A 19,291-nucleotide genomic window follows, 5' to 3' on the forward strand; every position below is an offset into this window, starting at 1 on the left:
CAAAACCATTCATGAAAATCGCAGTTCTTCCGGGTGACGGCATCGGCACCGAAATCGTGGCCGAGGCGGTCCGGGTTCTCAACGCACTCGACCTGCCCTTCGAGATGGAATCCGCACTGGTGGGCGGCGCGGCGTACGAGGCCTACGGCCACCCCCTGCCCGAGTCCACCTTGAAGCTGGCCATGGACGCCGACGCCGTGCTGTTTGGCGCCGTGGGCGACTGGAAGTACGACAAGCTCGACCGCCCCCTGCGCCCCGAGCAGGCCATATTGGGCTTGCGCAAACACATGGGCCTGTTCGCCAACTTCCGCCCCGCCATCTGCTACCCCGAGCTGGTCGGCGCCTCCAGCCTCAAGCCCGAGATCATTGCGGGGCTGGACATCCTCATCATCCGCGAGCTCACCGGCGACATCTATTTCGGCCAGCCGCGCGGCCGGCGCACCGCCACCGATGGTCACTTCCCCGGTGCCGAAGAGGCGTTCGACACCATGCGCTACAGCAAGCCGGAGATCGAGCGCATTGCCCACGTGGCTTTTCAGGCCGCGCGCAAACGCAGCAAGAAGGTCACCAGCGTGGACAAGGCCAACGTGCTGGAGACCTTCCAGTTCTGGAAGGATGTGGTCACCGAGGTTCATCAGCAGTACCCGGATGTCGAACTCGATCACATGTATGTGGACAACGCGGCGATGCAACTGGTGCGCGCACCCAAGAAGTTCGACGTCGTCGTCACGGGCAACATGTTTGGCGACATCCTCTCTGACGAAGCCTCCATGCTCACCGGCTCCATCGGCATGCTGCCCTCGGCTTCGCTGAACACGAAGAACCAGGGCCTTTACGAACCCAGCCATGGCAGCGCCCCCGACATCGCGGGCAAGGGCATTGCCAACCCGCTCGCCACCATCATGAGTGCGGCCATGATGCTGCGCTTCAGCCTGAACCAGGAAGCCGCCGCGCAGCGCATCGAGGCGGCGGTGCAGAAGGTGCTGGCCCAGGGTCTGCGCACGCCCGACATCCACAGCGAGGGCACCACGAAGGTGGGCACCATCGAAATGGGTGACGCCGTGTTGCGCGCGCTCTGAGCTAGAATCTCCACCCATGTTTGCCGCCCGCCTGTTCGACCTGAACCTCGCATCCACCGCCATGGTGGGTGTGGCCGCGCGCGCAATCTCCACCAAAACCACGACCATTAAGGGCTGATCCAGCTCCGGAATCGTCGTGCGCCCTCCCTGGCCAGACGAGCCGGGGCAAACAGTCTGGTCTGCACTGTTTTTAACTGAAAGGGCGTTCAAATGAGCAAGTTGGTAGGCCTCGTAGGCTGGCGCGGCATGGTCGGTTCCGTGCTGATGGATCGCATGGCGGCGGAAAACGATTTCGACCTGATCGAACCGCTGTTCTTCTCCACCTCGAATGCCGGCGGCAAGGCCCCGGCCATGGCGAAAAACGAAACCACCCTGCAGGATGCGCACGACATTGCAGCCTTGGAGCGCTGCGACATCGTCATCACCGCCCAAGGCGGCGACTACACCAACGAGGTCTATCCCAAGCTGCGCGCTGCAGGCTGGAAGGGCCACTGGATCGACGCCGCGTCTGCGCTGCGCATGGAAAAAGACGCCGTCATCATTCTCGACCCGGTCAACCTGCCCGTGATCCAGAAGGCCCTCGCCAACGGCGGCAAAGACTGGATCGGGGGCAACTGCACCGTGAGCTGCATGCTCATGGGGGTGGGCGCTCTCTACAAGGCCGGCCTCGTGGAGTGGATGAGCACCCAGACCTACCAGGCTGCCTCAGGTGGCGGCGCACAGCACATGCGCGAGTTGCTCACGCAGTACGGCACGCTCAACGCCGAAGTGCGGGCTCTTCTGGACGATCCCAAGAGTGCCATCCTGGAGATCGATCGCAAGGTCATTGCGCGCCAGCGTGCCCTGAGCGAAGCCGAAACCGCCAATTTCGGTGTCCCGCTGGGTGGCTCTCTGATCCCCTGGATCGACAAGGACCTGGGCAACGGCATGTCCAAGGAAGAGTGGAAGGGCATGGCCGAGACCAACAAGATCCTCGGCATGGGCGAAGGCTTCGATTCGGCGGCCATTCCGGTGGACGGCTTCTGCGTTCGCGTGGGTGCCATGCGCTGCCACAGCCAGGCGCTCACTTTCAAGCTCAAGAAGGACGTGCTCGTGGCCGATATCGAGGCCATGATCGCCGCCGACAACGACTGGGTGAAGGTGGTGCCGAACACCAAGGAAGCCACGCTTCGGGATCTGACCCCAGTGGCAGTGACCGGCACCATGACCATCCCTGTGGGACGCGTGCGCAAGCTGGCGATGGGCCCGGAGTATGTGGGCGCATTCACCATCGGTGACCAGTTGCTCTGGGGCGCGGCCGAACCGCTGCGGCGGATGCTGCGCATCCTGCTGGAGTCCTGAGGCACCGGGGGAAGAGCGGACCTTGTATCTGGTGGCGGGCGATCACGTTGCGCCTCTGCAACGCAAACGCTACGCCTCGTCGCAGTAGATGACCGGCTGAGAAACTCAAGCGGATTCTCAGCTTGTCACCGTAATCTGTTGATGTTAAGGTCAATTCTCGGTTTTTTACGTCGAGGTCCAAGTGCCATCCACCCCCCGCCAAACCCCATCTCCACAGACCCGATCCTTGCAACAAAGCGTAGGAGTTCGAGGTCTTGCCCGGTTGCATGCGGTCGCCGCGGCGGCACTGCTTTGCACAAGCCTGCTGCACCCCTCTGATGCCCACGCGCTCGCGCTGGGCCGGGTGGTCGTCCAGTCAGCGCTGGGCGAGCCCCTGCGCGCCGAAATCGACGTGCCCGACATCAACAGCGAAGAAGCTTCCAGCCTCCGAGTGGGTCTGGCTTCAACGGACGCCTTCCGGGCCGCCGGCGTGGACTACGGTGCCGCGTTGAGCAGTGTTCAGATCAGCCTGCAGCGACGTGCCGATGGCCGCGCTTTCCTGCGCCTGACCAGCTCGCGCCCCATGACCGAGCCCTTCGTCGACCTGATCGTCGAAGCCAACTGGTCGTCGGGCCGCATCGTGCGCGACTACACGCTCCTGTTCGATCCACCCAACCTTCGTCCGGCGCCCCAGCCTGTACCAGTGGCACCGGGCGTCTCTGCCCCCGCGCCTTCCAGCACTCAAGCTCCGAGGCCCATTCCGCCGATGGCGCCGGCACCAGCCGCCCGCGCACCTCAGCCCGCGCTCCCGGCGGCCAGTGCACCAGCACCCGTCGCAAGTCCTGCCCCTGCCCCTGCCCCCACCTCCGCACCGGCTGCATCTGGCGGCGGCGGTCAGGTGCGCGTGCAGTCGGGCGACACGGCTGGCCGCATTGCAGCGGCGAACCGCCCTGCCAACGTCTCGCTCGACCAGATGCTGGTCGCCATGTTGCGCTCCAACCCGAACGCGTTCATTGGTGGCAATGTCAACCGCATCAAGGCGGGTTCGGTGCTCGATCTGCCGGCCCAGCAGGAAGCCGCAGCCATCAATCCGGGTGAAGCGCGGCAGACCATCGCCGCCCAGAGCCGCGACTTCAACGAGTTCCGACGCCGCCTTGCAGGCAGCGTGCCCGATGCCGGCGTCGCTGCCGCCGACCGTCAGGCTGCAGGTCAGATCCAGACCGAGGTGAAGGAAGCCAAGCCCGCCGCCCCGTCCGCCGACAAGCTCACGCTGTCGAAGGAAGCCGCTGCGGCTGCCGCCAGCCAGGCCAGCCGCGAGGCCCAGATCGCCAAGGAGCGCCAGACCAAGGACGCTTCAAATCGGGTGGCCGAACTCTCGCGCAACATCGAGGAACTGTCCAAGCTGGGCGGCGGCTCTGCGCCGGGCACAGCCGCCACGCCGCCTGCTGCTGCGCCTGCCGCACCAGCAGCACCCACAGCACCCACAGCGCCTGCAATGACGCCCCCCGCGACAGCACCCGCTGCCGAGGCACCTCCACCTGCCGCACCGGCAGTGACCTTGCCCACGACACCTCCGCCTGTGGGGGCTGCGTCCGAGCCAGCCGCTGCACCACCCGCAGCGGCGCCAGCAGAACCCGCTGCCTCTGCCCCCTCCACCACGCCCGCACAGGTGGCGCCCCCGAGGCCAGTGCCGGTTCCGCTTCCCGACGAGCCTTCCTTCATCGACCAGTTGCGTGACAACCCGCTGGTGTTGCCTCTGGCCGGTGGCCTGCTGGCCTTGCTGGCGGCTTTCGGCTTCTACCGCCTGCGTCAGCGCAAGCACGGTTCAAGCGTGGACAGCTCGTTCCTTGAAAGCCGCCTCCAGCCCGATTCCTTCTTCGGATCCAGCGGCGGCCAGCGCATCGACACCGCAGAGTCGGTGGCGTCCGGTTCGTCCATGGTGTATTCGCCCAGTCAGCTCGATGCGGCTGGCGACGTGGACCCGGTGGCCGAAGCCGACGTGTACCTCGCTTACGGTCGCGATCTGCAAGCCGAGGAAATCCTCAAGGAAGCGATGCGCAGCACGCCAACGCGTGTGGCCATTCACAACAAACTGCTGGAAATCTACGCCAAGCGCCGCGACGCGCGCGCCTTCGAGGTGGTGGCCACCGAGGCTTACGGCCTGACGCAGGGTCAGGGGCCCGAATGGGAGCATGCCTGCGAGATCGGCCGTGAGCTCGATCCCTCCAACCCCCTGTACCAGCCGGGCGGCGTTCCTGCCGTGAAGGCGGGCGCTGTTGCGGGCCTGGCAGGCGCCGGCATGAACACCATGCCGTTCGCCAGCAGCACGCTGGCCGAAACCGGCAACGCCGGCACACCGTCGGACCTGGCGAACCTTGACCTCGATCTGGACTTCTCGCTGGATGAGCCATCGGCGCCCGCGCCGCTGGGCGCCACGAGCACTGGCCGCGCCGCCACATCCGACGCCGCACTTTCCGGCATGGACGATCTCAATGCCACAGAGGCCCTGACGAGCCAGCGCGTCGACGAGAAAGAAGCTTCGCCCTCCATGTCGATGGACTTCGACCTCGACTTCCCCTCCGGCCCGGCACCCCTCGGCCCCAATGGCGATGCAGCGGCCGCGAGCGAGACCACCTCGCTGCGGGGCTCGCTCGATCAGCCGGCACCCATGTCGCTGGACCTCGATGTACCGGCGCCTGTGGCGGCACCCAGCCAGCCCGCCGCCATGCCTGAAATGATGTCGTTCAACCTCAACGACATTAATCTTGATCTGGACGCAGCGCCGTCCAGAATGCCGCAAGACGACAACACCAGCTCGGGCCGCCTGACGGAAGAGAACCCGCTGGAGACCAAGCTCTCGCTGGCCGAAGAGTTCCGCGCCATTGGCGACTTCGAAGGTGCCCGATCGCTGGCCGAGGAAGTGCTCGCCGAGGCCTCGGGCACGCTCAAGACCAAGGCCGGCACTTTCCTCGCCGACCTGGCCTGACGCGCTGGCTTGATTCCCCCTTTACACAGCCCCGTGGCGGCAGCCGTTGAAGGGCGCCAGCGCGTGGCGCTGGGGCTGAGCTACAACGGATGCGCTTACGACGGCTGGCAGAGCCAGGCGGATGGCCGCACGGTGCAGGATCATCTGGAACATGCGCTGACGCGGTTCACCGCCCAGGAACCCGTCAAGACCCTTTGCGCTGGCCGCACCGATGCCGGGGTGCACGGGCTCATGCAGGTGGTGCATTTCGACACGACCGTGAACCGCCCGGAAAATGCCTGGGTGCGTGGCACCAACAGATTTCTGCCCAAGGACATCGCCGTTCAATGGGCGCGCCATGTGCCAGACAGCTTCCACGCCCGTGCCAACGCTCGCGCACGCCGATACGCTTACGTACTGCTCGAATCGCCCGTGCGGCCCAGCGTCGACACCGGCCAGGTGGGCTGGGTGTTTCGTCCGCTATCGATGGCGCCCATGGTGGAGGCGGCGCACGCACTGGTGGGTGAACACGATTTCACCTCGTTTCGTGCAGCCCAGTGCCAGGCCCATTCGCCCGTCAAACACTTGCTGCGCGTCGACGTTTCACGCCGCGGCAACTACTGGCGCTTTGAATTTGAGGCCACTGCCTTCCTGCACCACATGATCCGCAACATCATGGGCTGTCTGATCGCCATCGGCATCGGCAGTCGCCCGCCGGAATGGATGACCGAAGTGCTCCTGGCCCGCAGCCGCGACGCCGCGGCCCCCACCTTTTCCCCCGACGGCCTCTACTTTCTCGGACCGGTCTACGATGCGGCTCTGGGTCTGCCCGATCGCACGCCCGCCTTCGACTGGTTGCCATGAAGACCCACCACCGCACGCGCATCAAGATTTGCGGCCTCACGCGCGAAGCCGACGTGGACGCTGCAGTGCGCGCCGGCGCCGATGCCGTGGGTTTCGTGCTCTACGAGCGCAGCGCGCGCCACGTCACGCCCGAACGCGCTGGCGAGCTGGCGCGGTGCCTGCCGCCCTTCGTGATGCCGGTGCTGCTGTTCGTCAACGCCAGCCCGGAGCACATTGCGCGCGGCTGCCAGGCCGTGCCGCAAGCGCTGCTGCAGTTCCATGGCGATGAATCGCCCGCTGAATGTGAGGCTGCCGGGCGGCCCTATCTGCGTGCGGCGCGCATTCCCACAGGATCGAACGGGGGCAGCTTCGATCTTCTAAAATATGCCGAAGATCACCGGGCCGCCCAGGCCATCCTGCTCGACGCGCTGGTCGAGGGCTATGGCGGAGGTGGTCAATCTTTCGACTGGACGGCATTCCCTTGGTCACATCCGCTTCTAAACGCCAGCTCTCGCCTCGTTTTGTCTGGTGGACTCACGCCTGCAAACGTGACCGATGGCATCTTGCGCGTACGGCCCTGGGCCGTTGACGTGAGCTCCGGGGTCGAGGTGTCCAAAGGCATCAAGGATCCCGCCAAATTGCTCGCATTCGTGGCCGCCGTGCGAGCGGCCGACGCACAGACATCCCGCCTGCCTTGAAGACCCCATGGGGTCCGGGCGGCGGCCGAACCGGAAACACCCCATGCAGACCTACCAGCAACCCGACGCCCGAGGCCATTTCGGCATTTACGGCGGCAGCTTCGTGAGTGAAACACTCACCCACGCCATCAACGAACTCAAGGCCGCGTACGCGAAGTACCAGCACGACCCCGAGTTCCTCGCCGAGTTCAAAAGCGAACTGGCCCATTTCGTGGGCCGACCCAGTCCGGTCTACCACGCTGCGCGCATGAGCCGGGAGGCCGGTGGCGCACAGATTTTTCTGAAACGCGAAGACCTCAACCACACCGGAGCGCACAAGGTCAACAACACCATCGGCCAGGCCATGCTGGCGCGCCGCATGGGCAAGCCGCGCATCATTGCCGAGACCGGCGCCGGGCAACACGGCGTGGCCACCGCCACCATCTGTGCGCGCTACGGTCTGGAATGCGTGGTCTACATGGGCAGCGAAGACGTGAAGCGGCAGAGCCCCAACGTGTACCGCATGAAGCTGCTCGGCGCCACGGTGGTGCCTGTGGAATCGGGCAGCAAGACGCTGAAGGATGCGCTCAACGAAGCCATGCGCGACTGGGTGGCCAACGTGGACAACACGTTCTACATCATCGGCACGGTGGCGGGCCCGCACCCTTACCCCATGATGGTGCGCGACTTCCAGAGCGTGATCGGCGAGGAATGCCTGGTGCAGATGCCTGACATGCTGAAAGCAGCCGGTTGCCGAGGTGAACAACCCGATGCGGTGATCGCCTGCGTGGGCGGCGGCAGCAACGCCATGGGCATCTTCCACCCGTACATCGGTCATGCACACACACGCCTGATCGGCGTGGAGGCGGCGGGCGAAGGGCTGGAGAGCGGCAAGCATTCGGCATCGCTGCAGAAAGGCAGCCCTGGCGTGCTGCATGGCAACCGCACCTATGTGCTGCAGGACGACAACGGCCAGGTGACCGAGACGCACAGCGTGAGCGCTGGCCTGGACTACCCGGGCGTGGGGCCGGAACACGCCTACCTCAAGGACATCGGACGCGCCGAGTACGTGGGCATCACCGACACCGAGGCACTCGAAGCGTTTCACTACCTTTGCCGCACCGAGGGCATCATTCCGGCACTGGAATCCAGCCATGCCGTGGCCTACGCCATGAAGCTGGCAAAGACCATGAAGCCCGACCAGTCGATTCTGGTCAACCTGTCCGGACGCGGAGACAAGGACATCGGGACGGTGGCCGACCTTTCGGGCGCGGACTTTTACGACCGACCTTCCATGCGGGGGCTCACCGTCAAGGGAGGCCAGACAAAATGAGCCGCATCGAACAGACCTTCGCGCAGCTCAAGGCCAAAAACCGGAAGGCCTTGATTCCCTACGTCACCGCCGGGTTTCCCTTCGCGGACATCACGCCCGATCTGATGCACGGCATGGCCGAGGCCGGTGCCGATGTCATCGAGCTCGGCGTGCCGTTCTCCGACCCCGCCGCCGATGGCCCGGTGATCCAGAAGGCGGGCGACCGCGCTCTGGCGCTGGGTATCGGCATGACCCAGGTGCTGGCGATGGTGCGCACCTTTCGCGAGCGCAACAGCACGACCCCGGTGGTGCTCATGGGCTACGCCAACCCGGTGGAACGCTACGACCAGAAACACGGCGCAGGCGCCTTCGTGCGCGATGCCGGCGCGGCCGGGGTGGACGGTGTGCTGGTGGTGGACTACCCGCCCGAGGAGTGCGAAGACTTCGCCGCCTCGCTGCGAGCACACAGCATGGACCTCATCTTCCTGCTGGCGCCCACCTCCACCGACGAACGCATGGCCCAGGTGGCCCGGGTGGCCAGCGGCTATGTGTACTACGTTTCACTGAAGGGCGTCACTGGAGCCGGCACGCTGGATGTGGCGCAGGTCGAGGCCATGCTGCCGCGCATCCGCCAGCACGTCCACATTCCGGTGGGCGTGGGCTTCGGCATTCGCGACGCCGAGACCGCCCGCGCCATCGGTCAGACGGCGGATGCGGTGGTGATCGGCAGCAAGATCATCCAGCTGATCGAGAACGAGCCACATGAGAAAGTCGTCGTCGTGGCCTCTCAATTTCTTCGCACCATCCGAAAAGCTCTGGACTCATAGCCCGAAGCCCCCACGCTCCGCCGCTGCGCGGGTCGCTGCCCCCCAAGGGGGCTGGGCCTGCCTTGGGGGCGGCCCGGCGGCTGGCCCGTTTCCGACCACTTGCATGGTTTAATTCCGCTTCGTCTGCAGTCCGCAAGGAGAAAACATGTCCTGGCTAGAAAAGCTACTGCCCCCCAAGATCACCCCCACCGACCCCACCGAGCGCCGCAGCGTGCCCGAGGGGCTGTGGATCAAGTGCCCCAACTGTGAGGCGGTGCTTTACAAAAACGATCTGGAAAAGAACCAGAACGTCTGCCCTCACTGCAGCCACCACCACCGCATCGGTGCGCGCGCGCGCCTCAATGCGTTTCTCGATGCCGAAGGCCGCTACGAGATCGCGCAGGAAGTGCTGCCGGTGGATGCATTGAAGTTCAAGGACAGCCGAAAGTACCCCGAGCGCCTCAAAGATGCGCTGGAGACCACTGGCGAAACCGATGCGCTGGTGGTCATGGGCGGCTCGGTGCTCGGCATCAGCCTGGTCACCGCCTGTTTCGAGTTCGACTTCATGGGCGGCTCCATGGGGTCCGTGGTCGGTGAGCGATTCGTGCGAGGCGTGGAAGAAGCCATCGCCCAGAAGGTGCCGTTCGTTTGCTTCACCGCCACCGGTGGTGCGCGCATGCAGGAAGGGTTGCTCTCCCTCATGCAGATGGCCAAGACCAACGCTTCGCTCACGCGCCTGGCCAAGAAGGGCTTGCCCTACATCAGCGTGCTGACCGACCCCACCATGGGCGGTGTGAGCGCGGGCTTCGCCTTCGTGGGCGACGTGGTGATTGCCGAGCCCAAGGCGCTGATCGGTTTTGCCGGCCCGCGCGTGATCGAAAACACCGTGCGCGTGAAGCTGCCTGAAGGCTTCCAGCGCGCCGAGTTCCTGCAGACCAAGGGCGCCGTGGATTTCATCAGCGACCGGCGGGAACTGCGTGCCCACATCGCCAACCTGCTGGCGATGCTGCAGCGCCAGAGCGCCGACGCGGTGGTCAACGATTGAGTGCCGAGCCCGCCAGCGGGCCTCTGACGCTCCAGCAGCTTCCCCTGTTTCCGCTGCAGACCGTCCTGTTTCCGGGCGGCTGGCTGCCCTTGCGCATCTTTGAGGTGCGCTACCTGGACATGATTGGCCGCTGCCACAAAGCCGGTGCTCCCTTTGGCGTGGTGTGCCTGAGCGAAGGCTCGGAGGTGCGGCGCATCGACCCGACGGCACCACCCAGCGGCGACGCGTTCGCGAGGGAGGTCTTCCACCCTGTGGGGACGCTGGCCCGGATCGAATCCCTGGAGCGGCCCCAGCCGGGGCTGATGGTGATTCAGTGCCAGGGCCTGCAGCGCTTTCAGGTGACGCGCCGCAGCCAGCTGGCACACGGCCTTTGGGTGGCCGATGTACAACTGGATGAGCGAGAAGTATCTGTGCCAGTGCCGGAGCATCTGGTCAGCACGCGAGATGCCCTGCAACGCCTGCTGCAGAGCCTGCAGGAGCGCGATCCGAGAAGCCTGGAGCAACTCCCGCTGCGTCCGCCGTACCGCTGGGACGACAGTGGCTGGGTGGCCAACCGCTGGGCCGAGCTGCTGCCCACGCCGGCCGAACTCAAGCAACGCCTGATGGCGCTGGACAACCCGATGCTGCGACTGGAACTGGTGTCCGATCTGCTGGACCGCCTCGGCCTGGAAAACTGAGGCCGGCTTGCTGGCGCTTCAGGCCGGCAACAGCGAGAGCGATTGCATGTAACGCGGGCTGACCATCAGCGCATTCCAGGGCAGCGCCGGTGCCATCGGCAGCAGTGCCACGCGGCGCTCCTCGCTCGCGGGATCGGGCTGCCAGTGCCCTTCCAGCACCGCGCGCGACAACGAATCGATGGCCTCGTCGATCGGCGCGCCACCGTCCACCACCGACTGGTTGCACAACAACACCAGATCACAACCCGCCTGCAGCGCGGCCAGGGCTGCGGTGGTAAAGCTCACGGCCTCACCGTCGATCTGCCGCGCTGCGGCCATGCTCAGGTCGTCGCTGAAGATGGCGCCGGTAAAGCCCAATCGACGTCGAAGCACGTCCTGCAACCAGCGCGCCGAAAAGCCCGCCGGGCGCTTGTCCACACGGGGGTAGATCACATGCGCCGGCATCACGGCCTGCAGGCTGGCCGACAGCCAGCCGTATGGCGCCGCATCCTCGGCGAGGATGGCGCGCAGACTGCGGCGGTCGACGGGAATCGCGAGGTGTGAATCGGCCTGCACAAAGCCATGACCGGGGAAATGCTTGCCGCAGTGGCCCATGCCGCTTTGCAGCAGCCCGTGCATGAGGCTTTGCGCGAGCAAGGAAACCATGCGCGGATCGCGTCCGAAGGAGCGGTCGCCGATCACGGAGCTCTCGCCGTAGTCCAGATCGAGCACCGGCGCAAAGCTCAGGTCCACGCCGCAGGCACGCAATTCGGCACCGAGCACGTAGCCCGCAGCAGCGCCAGCGTTCATGGCCTCCATCGCCGAGGCACCCTCGCGCGGGCCAGGGCGCATCCAGAGCTCGCCCAATGCGGCCATTGGCGGCAGGTGCGTGAAGCCATCGGTGCGGAAGCGCTGAACCCGGCCGCCTTCGTGGTCCACCGCAATCAGCAGATCTGGTCGCACCGCCTTGATCTGGCGGCACAAGGTGGTGAGCTGGGCGCGGCTCTTCCAGTTGCGGCCAAACAGAATGACGCCGCCCACCAGCGGGTGCGCCAGTCGCTGGCGGTCGGCCGTGGTCAGGCTGTGGCCTGCGACGTCGATGACAAGGGGAGCGTGAAAGGTCATGGGTGTCTGTTGGGTGAAAGGCTCAGCCTCGCTCCACCACCACGAAGCTGGCGGCGTAGTCGGTCTCGTCGGACACCGTCACATGCGCACGCAAGCCCTGGGCTTCGAACCAGGCCTTGAGCTCACCGTGCAACACGATGACGGGTTTGCCCGAAGGCAGATTGGTGATTTCACAGCTCCGCCAGGTCATGGGCATGCGCATGCCCAGGCCGATGGCTTTGGAAAAGGCTTCCTTGGCGGAAAAGCGGGTGGCCAGGAAACGCACACCCCGCTGCGCGTTGCGCTCGCTGCGCCGACGCCACACCGCAATCTCGGCCTCGGAAAGCACCTTGTGCACGAAGCGCTCGCCCTGGCGCCCCAGCGTCGCCTCGATGCGGCGGATGTCGCAAATATCGGTGCCGATGCCGTAGATCATCTGGCGCGGGCGTCTGCAATGCAGCGGTTGTAGTCGGCAATGGTGGCGGCGTACCCCAGCTCCAGCGCGTCTGCGATCAGCGCATGGCCAATCGACACTTCGCTCACGCCCGGGACTGCACGCAGAAAGGCGGTGAGGTTGTCGCGGTTCAGGTCGTGGCCGGCATTGACGCCCAAGCCGGCATCCAGCGCCGCCTGGGCCGCAGCGCGAAAGCGCTCGAGCTGCTCCGCGCGTTGTGGAGTAGACCAGGCTGCCGCGTAGGGCTCGGTGTAGAGCTCGACCCGGTCAGCGCCAACTGCTTTCGCACCGGCCATCTGAGCCGGCTCGGCGTCCATGAACAGGCTCACCCGCGCGCCCAGCGCTTTTGCCTCCGCGATGAGTGGGCGCAGGCGCTCGGCATCGGCCGGAAAGTTCCAGCCATGGTCGCTGGTGAACTGGCCTTCGCTGTCGGGCACGAAGGTCACCTGGTGGGGGCGCACCGCGCTCACGAAACCCATCAGGTTGTGAAAGGGGTTGCCCTCGATGTTGAATTCGCGATCCGGCCAGTCCTTGAGCAAAGCGGCCAGATCGTGCACATCGTGCGCCCGGATGTGGCGCTCATCGGGTCGGGGATGCACCGTGATGCCGTGCGCGCCCGCCTGCAGGCACAGCGTGGCCGCGCGCGTGACCGAGGGAATGCCCAGGTTGCGCGTGTTGCGCACCAGGGCCACCTTGTTGAGGTTCACCGACAAAGCGGTGGCGTGCGGCGGGAGATGGGGAGCCACGGTCATGGGGTGGTCACGCTGGAGGTTGGATCGGAAGAGGCGTCAGCGTCCAGATCAGCCGCTGGGGCACGCCGCGTCATGGCCTGCACGTCGAGCATCAACTGCCGGGTCTTGAACACACGCACCCCGCAATGGTAGTGCAGCAAATTTCGCAAAGGCAGGCGGATGGCCTGCAGGCAAGAAGCGCAAGCGCGCAATGTGGGCACGAACGGCGCGGGTTCGTCCATGGCCGCCTGCAGCTCCAGCCACTGCTGGCCCATAAGCGCCTGCTCGTCGCCAGCTCGCGCGGCACTCAGCCCACTCTCGGGCAACAACACATAGCGGCGTTGCGGATCAAGGCCGACGAGGGTGCTGCCATCCTGCGAGAGATCGGGCAACAGACCCACGTCCCGCAGCAGCAGCAATTCGAACGCGCGCAAGATGAGCTGCTGCGCATCGCTTTTCTCGGCCAGCAACTGCACCGCGGTGGTGAAGTGGTCGAACAGGCGTTCGTGGGCATCGTCGCGCGCGAGCAGGCGCATGAGCAACTCATTGAGGTAGCTGCCCGAAACCAGCGCCTCGCCAGTGGGCATGACGTGCCCGCCCTGCCACTGGGCCGCCTTGAGGGTGCGAACCTCGGCGTCACCCGTCCACGACACATGCAACGGTTGAAGGGGCAACAGCACCGGACGAAACTGGGAGCTGGGCCGTTTCACGCCCTTGGCCACCAGGGCAATGCGGCCATGGTGGCGGGTGAAAACTTCAAGCACCAGACTGGTTTCGCTCCAGTCGTAGCGGTGGAGGACGAAAGCAGGTTCGTCGGTAAAACGTTTCAGGGCCATGCGGCGTGGCCTCGTGCGTCCAACGGACCGGCTTTATTCGTACCCGAACGACCGCACCCGCGCATCGTCGTCCGCCCAGCCCGACCGCACCTTCACCCACAGCTCGAGGAAAACCTTGCAATCCCAGAGCTTCTCCAGCTCCTGGCGGGCTTCGGTGCCGATGCGTTTGAGTTTCTCGCCGCCCTCACCAATGACCATGCCCTTGTGTCCCTCGCGCTCCACCACGATGGTGGCGGCGATGCGCTTGAGCGCGCCCTCTTCCTCGAACTTGTCGATCACCACGGTGGAGGTGTAGGGCAGTTCATCGCCCGTCAGGCGAAAGAGCTTTTCTCGCACCATCTCGCTGGCCATGAAGCGTTCGCTTCGGTCCGTCAGCGCGTCCGGGTCGTGCATCCAGGGCTGCAGCGGCAGGTACTTCTCGCAGATGGTGAAAAGGCGCTGGATGTCCTTTACGGTCTTTGCCGACATGGGCACGAATTCAGCGAAGGGGTGGCGTTCCTGCATGGAGCGCAGCCAAGGCGCCAGATCGGCGCGGCGGTGCACCAGATCGAACTTGTTGGCCAGCAGCACCACCGGCACATTGGCCGGCAACAACGAGAGCACCTTGGCGTCGGCCTGGTTGAAGCTCCCCGCTTCCACCACGAACAGGATCAGGTCCACGTCGCTCACGGCACCCATCACGGTCTTGTTCAGGGCACGGTTCAGGGCATTGCCATGGCGGGTCTGAAAGCCCGGTGTGTCCACAAAAACAAACTGCGTGGGGCCCAAGGTGCGCATGCCGGTGATGCGGTGCCGCGTCGTCTGGGCCTTGCGCGATGTGATGCTGACCTTCTGGCCCACCAATGCGTTGAGCAGGGTGGACTTGCCCACATTGGGCTTGCCGACGATGGCCACAAAACCGCAGCGCTGGGCGGCCGGATCGATCGGGTCCGGCATTTCTTCGGCAACAGGCGCAGGGGCGGCAGATTCCTTGCCCAGCGCACGCGCCAGCATGGCATCGAGCTCGGGATTGGAAGGAGGTGGTACGGGTACAGGGACAGCGGACATGGATTCAGGAAGACTGGACAGCGCGGGTGACCACGGGGGGCTCGGAAGCGGGGGCACTGGCCTGCGCCGACGCGGGAAGGAGGTGTTGCAACATGGCTGCCGCGGCAGCCTGTTCGCCAGCGCGCCGCGATGCCCCGATGCCGCGCTCGCAATGACCGGTTTCGGTCACAGTGCATTCCACGTCAAAGGTCTGTTGGTGCGCCTCGCCCAGCGTGGCCACCACGCGATAGACCGGCAGTTTCATTTTGCGCGCCTGCAGCCACTCCTGCAATTCGGTCTTGGGGTCTTTGCCCATGGCGCTCATCTGGGCATTGAGCTCGATGCCGCCGTAGAGCCGGTGCACCACCGCAGCAGCGGCCTCAAAGCCGGCATCAAGGTAGACCGCACCGATAACCGCCTCCAGCGCATCGGCCAGGATGGAGGGCCGCTTGTGACCGCCCGAGCGCTTTTCGCCATCGCCAAGACGAAGCCCGGCCGAAATGCCCAGTCCCGTAGCGATCTGCGCCAGCGTGTCCTGTTTGACGAGGTTGGCCCGCACCCGCGACAGATCGCCTTCGGGCAGCTGGTTGAGTTTTTCGAACAGCAGCCCGGACACGGCCAGACTAAGCACCGAGTCGCCCAGGAATTCGAGGCGTTCGTTGTGATCGGCGGTAAAGCTTCTGTGGGTGAGCGCCCGCTCGAGCAGGCGCGGATTGACAAACTGGTGTTGCAGGCGCTTTTGCAGCGCCACAAGCTCCGGGCTCAAAGAGCGGAGCGCCCGCCAGGACGCTTCCAGTCCGCAGCCACGGTCATTTGGATCGACCCTCGTACTTCATGACGAGGTGTGCCGGACCCACAAGGTGAATCTCGCGCAGGTAAGCGAAAGACACCACCACACGATCGCCTTCCTTGCCCACCGTCAGGTCCTTGCCCGAGATGGTGCGAATGTCATCGATCTGGGCAGCCTTGTCGAAGGTGCTGCGCACTTCGGCCACCGTGGTGCCGGCGGCGGCTTTGTCGACCGCCTTCTGAACCGCCATGTACTCGATGTAGGTCGGCGCCACCTGCGCCAGGACAACGCCCGTGTAGGCCAGCAGAACACCCACGATGATCAGGCCGACGAAGGTCAGTCCTTGCTGTTGACGTTTCAATGCCATGACTTCATTCTCCTGAGGCTTGCTGTCACTCGAACGACCCGATGCGGCCAAGATCACCGAAATTCATCCAGACGAAAAAGGCCTTGCCTACGATATTCGCTTCGGGCACAAACCCCCAATACCGTGAGTCGAGTGAATTGTCCCGATTGTCGCCCATCATGAAATAGTGGCCTGCCGGCACCTTGCAGGTCACACCTTCAACGCTGTAGCGGCACTGATCCATAAAGGGAAAATCGGTGGACCGGTTGATGAAGGCGGCCCGATCGTCGTCGTTCAGCGTGTTGTACTGGCGCTGGCCCAGCGTCTCACGGAACTGGCGCGAGTAACGCATGCTGTCGCTGTCGAAAAACTCTGGCTGCGCCGCACGCGGAACCACCTGACCATTCACCGTGAGCTGCTTGTTGATGTAAGCCACCTCGTCCCCGGGCACGCCAATGACTCGCTTGATGTAGTCCAGGCTGGGCTGCGGCGGGTAGCGAAACACCATCACATCGCCCGGCTTGGGGTCGTTGTTGGCGAGCACCTTGATGTTGAACACTGGCAGGCGAACGCCATAGTGGAATTTGTTCACCAGGATCAGGTCTCCGACTCGGAGCGTCGGAATCATGGAGCCCGAAGGGATCTTGAAGGGCTCGAACAGGAATGAGCGCAGCACGAAGACCGCCAGGATCACGGGGAACAAACCGGCGGTCCAGTCCAGCCACCAGGGTTGCATCAGCAGCTTTTGACGCGCGGTCTCCACGTCGCCCTCGATCTGGCTGAATCCCTGCTGAAGAAGCGCCTCCTTGCGCGTGTTGTGCTCTGCCATCAGCTGCATCGCCGCACGGCGGCGCTTCGGCAGGAAGATCGCACGCTCCGCAATCCAGTACACACCCGTCACCACGGTGGCCATCATCAGGAGCACCGCAAAGTTGCCCTCCACCACACCGGAATACCAGGCCAGCGCGTAAGCAGCAAACGCCGCCAGCACCACTGCGGTGACCGTTCCCATGAGCGCCTGCATCAGTCTTGCACCTGCAAAATGGCGAGGAATGCTTCCTGGGGCACTTCCACCGAGCCGATCTGTTTCATGCGCTTCTTGCCTGCTTTCTGTTTTTCGAGGAGTTTGCGTTTTCGCGTGATGTCGCCGCCGTAGCATTTTGCCAGCACGTTCTTGCGCAGCGCCTTGATGGTCTCGCGCGCGATCACGTTACCGCCAATGGCCGCCTGGATCGCCACATCGAACATCTGCCGGCTGATGATCTCACGCATCTTGGCGGCCACAGCCCGGCCGCGGTACTGGGATTGAGAGCGGTGAACGATGATGGACAAGGCGTCCACCTTCTCGCCATTGAGCAGGATGTCGACCTTCACGACGTCGGACGGCCGGTACTCCTTGAACTCATAGTCCATCGATGCATAGCCGCGGCTGACCGACTTCAGCTTGTCGAAGAAATCCAGGACGATCTCGCCGAGGGGCATGTCGTAGGTCAGCATGACCTGCTTGCCGTGGTAGGCCATGTTCAGCTGCATGCCGCGCTTCTGGTTGGCCAGCGTCATGACCGCGCCCACATATTCCTGTGGCATGTACAGATGCACCGTCACGATGGGCTCGCGGATTTCGTCGATCCGGCCCTGGTCCGGCATTTTCGAGGGGTTCTCGACCATGATGACCTCGCCGTCCGGCTTGACCACCTGGTAAACCACGCTCGGCGCGGTCGTAATCAGGTCCTGGTCGAACTCACGCTCCAGGCGTTCCTGCACGATCTCCATGTGCAACAGGCCCAGGAACCCGCAGCGAAAGCCGAACCCCAGCGCCTGAGACACCTCGGGTTCGTAGTGCAGCGAAGCGTCGTTGAGCTTGAGTTTTTCCAGCGCATCTCGCAGAGCGTCGTACTGGTTGGCTTCGGTGGGATACAGACCGGCAAAAACCTGCGGCTGCACTTCCTTGAACCCGGGCAGGGCCTCGGTTGCGGGGCCTGCGTTGTTGGGCAGCTTTTTCTCCAGCGTGATGGTGTCGCCCACCTTGGCCGCCTGGAGCTCCTTGATGCCGGCGATGATGTAACCCACCTCGCCGGCGTTGAGTTGCTCCCGCGGTTCGTTGGCCGGCGTGAACACGCCGAGGCTGTCGGCGTTGTAGATGGTGTTGGTGGCCATCATCTTGAAACGCTCGCCCTTGAGCAGGCGTCCGTCGACCACACGCACCAGCATGACCACGCCCACATAAGCGTCGTACCAGCTGTCGACGATCATGGCGCGCAGCGGCGCGTCAGGCTTGCCCTTGGGTGCGGGAATGCGCGCCACTACCGCTTCCAGGATGTCCTCGACCCCCATGCCGGTCTTGGCCGAACACGGGATCGCCTCGCTCGCATCGATGCCGATGACATCCTCAATCTCGCTCTTGGCGTTCTCGGGATCGGCATTGGGCAGATCCATCTTGTTGAGCACTGGGACCACCTCCACACCGAGTTCGAGAGCGGTGTAGCAGTTGGCCACGGTCTGCGCTTCCACCCCCTGGCTGGCGTCCACCACCAGCAGCGCACCTTCGCACGCCGAGAGTGAGCGCGAGACCTCATATGAGAAGTCGACGTGGCCAGGGGTGTCGATGAGGTTGAGGTTGTAGACCTGCCCGTCACGCGCTTTGTACTTGAGCGAAGCAGTCTGAGCCTTGATGGTGATGCCGCGCTCTTTCTCGATGTCCATCGAGTCGAGCACTTGCTCGCTCATCTCCCGGTCAGACAGGCCACCGCAAAGGGAAATGATGCGATCGGCCAGCGTCGACTTGCCATGATCGATGTGGGCGATGATCGAAAAATTGCGGATGTGATTCATCAGAAAAACGGCTCGGACACGAGATAAACCGCGTGCTCCAGCAGGAACAAGCGGCCATAAAAAACGGGCGCGTCAGCTGCTGACGCGCCCGTAACCAACAATCAATGGCAACTGCGATAGTTGGGGTTTCATTGTAGGCAAAAAGCCCGGAAAGCAAACCACCGAACCGGCGCGAAACCCTTGTTGCAGCGCAGCAACATCAAACTTATACACAGCTAATCCACACGAAAGGCGTGCTTCCTGTGCAACGGCTGTGGATGACCTGGGGGCTTCCCATGACACTTCCACATCGTGGATCTGCAAAGCGCATGGACACAGGAATCTGTTCAGAACAGGCGCCATTTTATCGAAATCGGTCAAGAGCCGAACCAGGTTTGTTAGCGATCACAAACTTATGTGTTTCTGGGTACGCCACCGGCTCAGGAAAACCCGGTGTGGCAAAACGACCACCGCCAAAGAAAACCCCCAA

General features: G+C 64.3%; 19 protein-coding genes. 9 read left to right on the forward strand and 10 right to left on the reverse strand.

Annotation, left to right across the window (positions count from 1 at the left end):
- Positions 1-11 precede the first annotated feature (11 nt).
- The 9 genes from leuB to CAP37_RS13410 all read left to right on the forward strand — a co-directional run bounded on the left by leuB (position 12) and on the right by CAP37_RS13410 (position 10,724).
- Entirely contained in the window at positions 12-1,079 is a 1,068-nt protein-coding gene (leuB, locus tag CAP37_RS13370; protein ID WP_086124618.1) for a 3-isopropylmalate dehydrogenase, read from the forward strand.
- Positions 1,080-1,289: 210 nt separating this feature from the next.
- Positions 1,290-2,420 (forward strand): aspartate-semialdehyde dehydrogenase, encoded by a 1,131-nt coding sequence (asd, locus tag CAP37_RS13375; protein ID WP_086124619.1) that lies wholly within the window; start codon positions 1,290-1,292, stop codon positions 2,418-2,420.
- A gap of 226 nt (positions 2,421-2,646) precedes the next feature.
- Positions 2,647-5,385, forward strand: a complete 2,739-nt coding sequence (locus CAP37_RS13380) for a FimV/HubP family polar landmark protein (protein WP_086124620.1) — start codon at positions 2,647-2,649, stop codon at positions 5,383-5,385.
- A 33-nt stretch (positions 5,386-5,418) separates the two neighbouring features.
- Positions 5,419-6,228, forward strand: a complete 810-nt coding sequence (truA, locus tag CAP37_RS13385) for a tRNA pseudouridine(38-40) synthase TruA (protein WP_086124621.1) — start codon at positions 5,419-5,421, stop codon at positions 6,226-6,228.
- On the forward strand, positions 6,225-6,905 hold the full coding sequence (locus tag CAP37_RS13390; RefSeq protein ID WP_086124622.1) for a phosphoribosylanthranilate isomerase: 681 nt from the start codon (positions 6,225-6,227) through the stop codon (positions 6,903-6,905). The genes truA and CAP37_RS13390 overlap by 4 nt, the downstream gene beginning before the upstream one ends.
- 43 nt (positions 6,906-6,948) lie before the next feature.
- Positions 6,949-8,217, forward strand: a complete 1,269-nt coding sequence (gene trpB / locus CAP37_RS13395) for a tryptophan synthase subunit beta (RefSeq protein WP_086124623.1) — start codon at positions 6,949-6,951, stop codon at positions 8,215-8,217.
- Positions 8,214-9,023 carry a tryptophan synthase subunit alpha gene (gene trpA, locus CAP37_RS13400; protein WP_086124624.1) on the forward strand — a complete coding sequence of 270 codons (810 nt, stop codon included), beginning with the start codon at positions 8,214-8,216 and terminating at the stop codon, positions 9,021-9,023. Before trpB ends, trpA begins: the two co-directional genes overlap by 4 nt.
- Before the next feature lie 145 nt (positions 9,024-9,168).
- Positions 9,169-10,047 carry an acetyl-CoA carboxylase, carboxyltransferase subunit beta gene (gene accD / locus CAP37_RS13405; protein ID WP_086124625.1) on the forward strand — a complete coding sequence of 293 codons (879 nt, stop codon included), beginning with the start codon at positions 9,169-9,171 and terminating at the stop codon, positions 10,045-10,047.
- Entirely contained in the window at positions 10,044-10,724 is a 681-nt protein-coding gene (locus CAP37_RS13410; RefSeq protein ID WP_086124626.1) for an LON peptidase substrate-binding domain-containing protein, read from the forward strand. Before accD ends, CAP37_RS13410 begins: the two co-directional genes overlap by 4 nt.
- 18 nt (positions 10,725-10,742) lie before the next feature.
- Here CAP37_RS13410 and nagZ read toward each other — a convergent pair whose 3' ends face one another.
- From nagZ to CAP37_RS21735, 10 genes are all read right to left on the reverse strand, one after another.
- Complete coding sequence (gene nagZ / locus CAP37_RS13415) at positions 10,743-11,828, reverse strand: beta-N-acetylhexosaminidase (protein WP_086124627.1); 1,086 nt, start codon at positions 11,826-11,828, stop codon at positions 10,743-10,745.
- 22 nt (positions 11,829-11,850) lie between these two features.
- Positions 11,851-12,243, reverse strand: coding sequence for a holo-ACP synthase (gene acpS, locus CAP37_RS13420; RefSeq protein ID WP_086124628.1), 393 nt, complete (start codon positions 12,241-12,243; stop codon positions 11,851-11,853).
- On the reverse strand, positions 12,240-13,013 hold the full coding sequence (locus CAP37_RS13425; protein ID WP_086124629.1) for a pyridoxine 5'-phosphate synthase: 774 nt from the start codon (positions 13,011-13,013) through the stop codon (positions 12,240-12,242). The genes acpS and CAP37_RS13425 overlap by 4 nt, the downstream gene beginning before the upstream one ends.
- On the reverse strand, positions 13,010-13,828 hold the full coding sequence (gene recO, locus CAP37_RS13430) for a DNA repair protein RecO (RefSeq protein WP_086124630.1): 819 nt from the start codon (positions 13,826-13,828) through the stop codon (positions 13,010-13,012). The genes CAP37_RS13425 and recO overlap by 4 nt, the downstream gene beginning before the upstream one ends.
- A gap of 33 nt (positions 13,829-13,861) precedes the next feature.
- Complete coding sequence (gene era / locus CAP37_RS13435; protein WP_086124631.1) at positions 13,862-14,875, reverse strand: GTPase Era; 1,014 nt, start codon at positions 14,873-14,875, stop codon at positions 13,862-13,864.
- 4 nt (positions 14,876-14,879) lie between these two features.
- Positions 14,880-15,620 carry a ribonuclease III gene (gene rnc, locus CAP37_RS13440; protein ID WP_086124632.1) on the reverse strand — a complete coding sequence of 247 codons (741 nt, stop codon included), beginning with the start codon at positions 15,618-15,620 and terminating at the stop codon, positions 14,880-14,882.
- Positions 15,621-15,663: 43 nt separating this feature from the next.
- A complete protein-coding gene (locus CAP37_RS13445; RefSeq protein ID WP_086124633.1) occupies positions 15,664-16,011 on the reverse strand; it encodes a DUF4845 domain-containing protein in 348 nt (115 codons plus the stop codon).
- Positions 16,012-16,036: 25 nt separating this feature from the next.
- Positions 16,037-17,002, reverse strand: a complete 966-nt coding sequence (gene lepB / locus CAP37_RS13450; RefSeq protein WP_256926964.1) for a signal peptidase I — start codon at positions 17,000-17,002, stop codon at positions 16,037-16,039.
- 11 nt (positions 17,003-17,013) lie between these two features.
- On the reverse strand, positions 17,014-18,822 hold the full coding sequence (gene lepA / locus CAP37_RS13455) for a translation elongation factor 4 (RefSeq protein WP_086124635.1): 1,809 nt from the start codon (positions 18,820-18,822) through the stop codon (positions 17,014-17,016).
- A gap of 72 nt (positions 18,823-18,894) precedes the next feature.
- A complete protein-coding gene (locus CAP37_RS21735) occupies positions 18,895-19,182 on the reverse strand; it encodes a hypothetical protein (protein WP_179190208.1) in 288 nt (95 codons plus the stop codon).
- Positions 19,183-19,291: the final 109 nt, after the last annotated feature.

It is taken from the genome of Hydrogenophaga sp. IBVHS1, from assembly GCF_002127265.1.
Lineage (GTDB): Bacteria > Pseudomonadota > Gammaproteobacteria > Burkholderiales > Burkholderiaceae_C > Hydrogenophaga.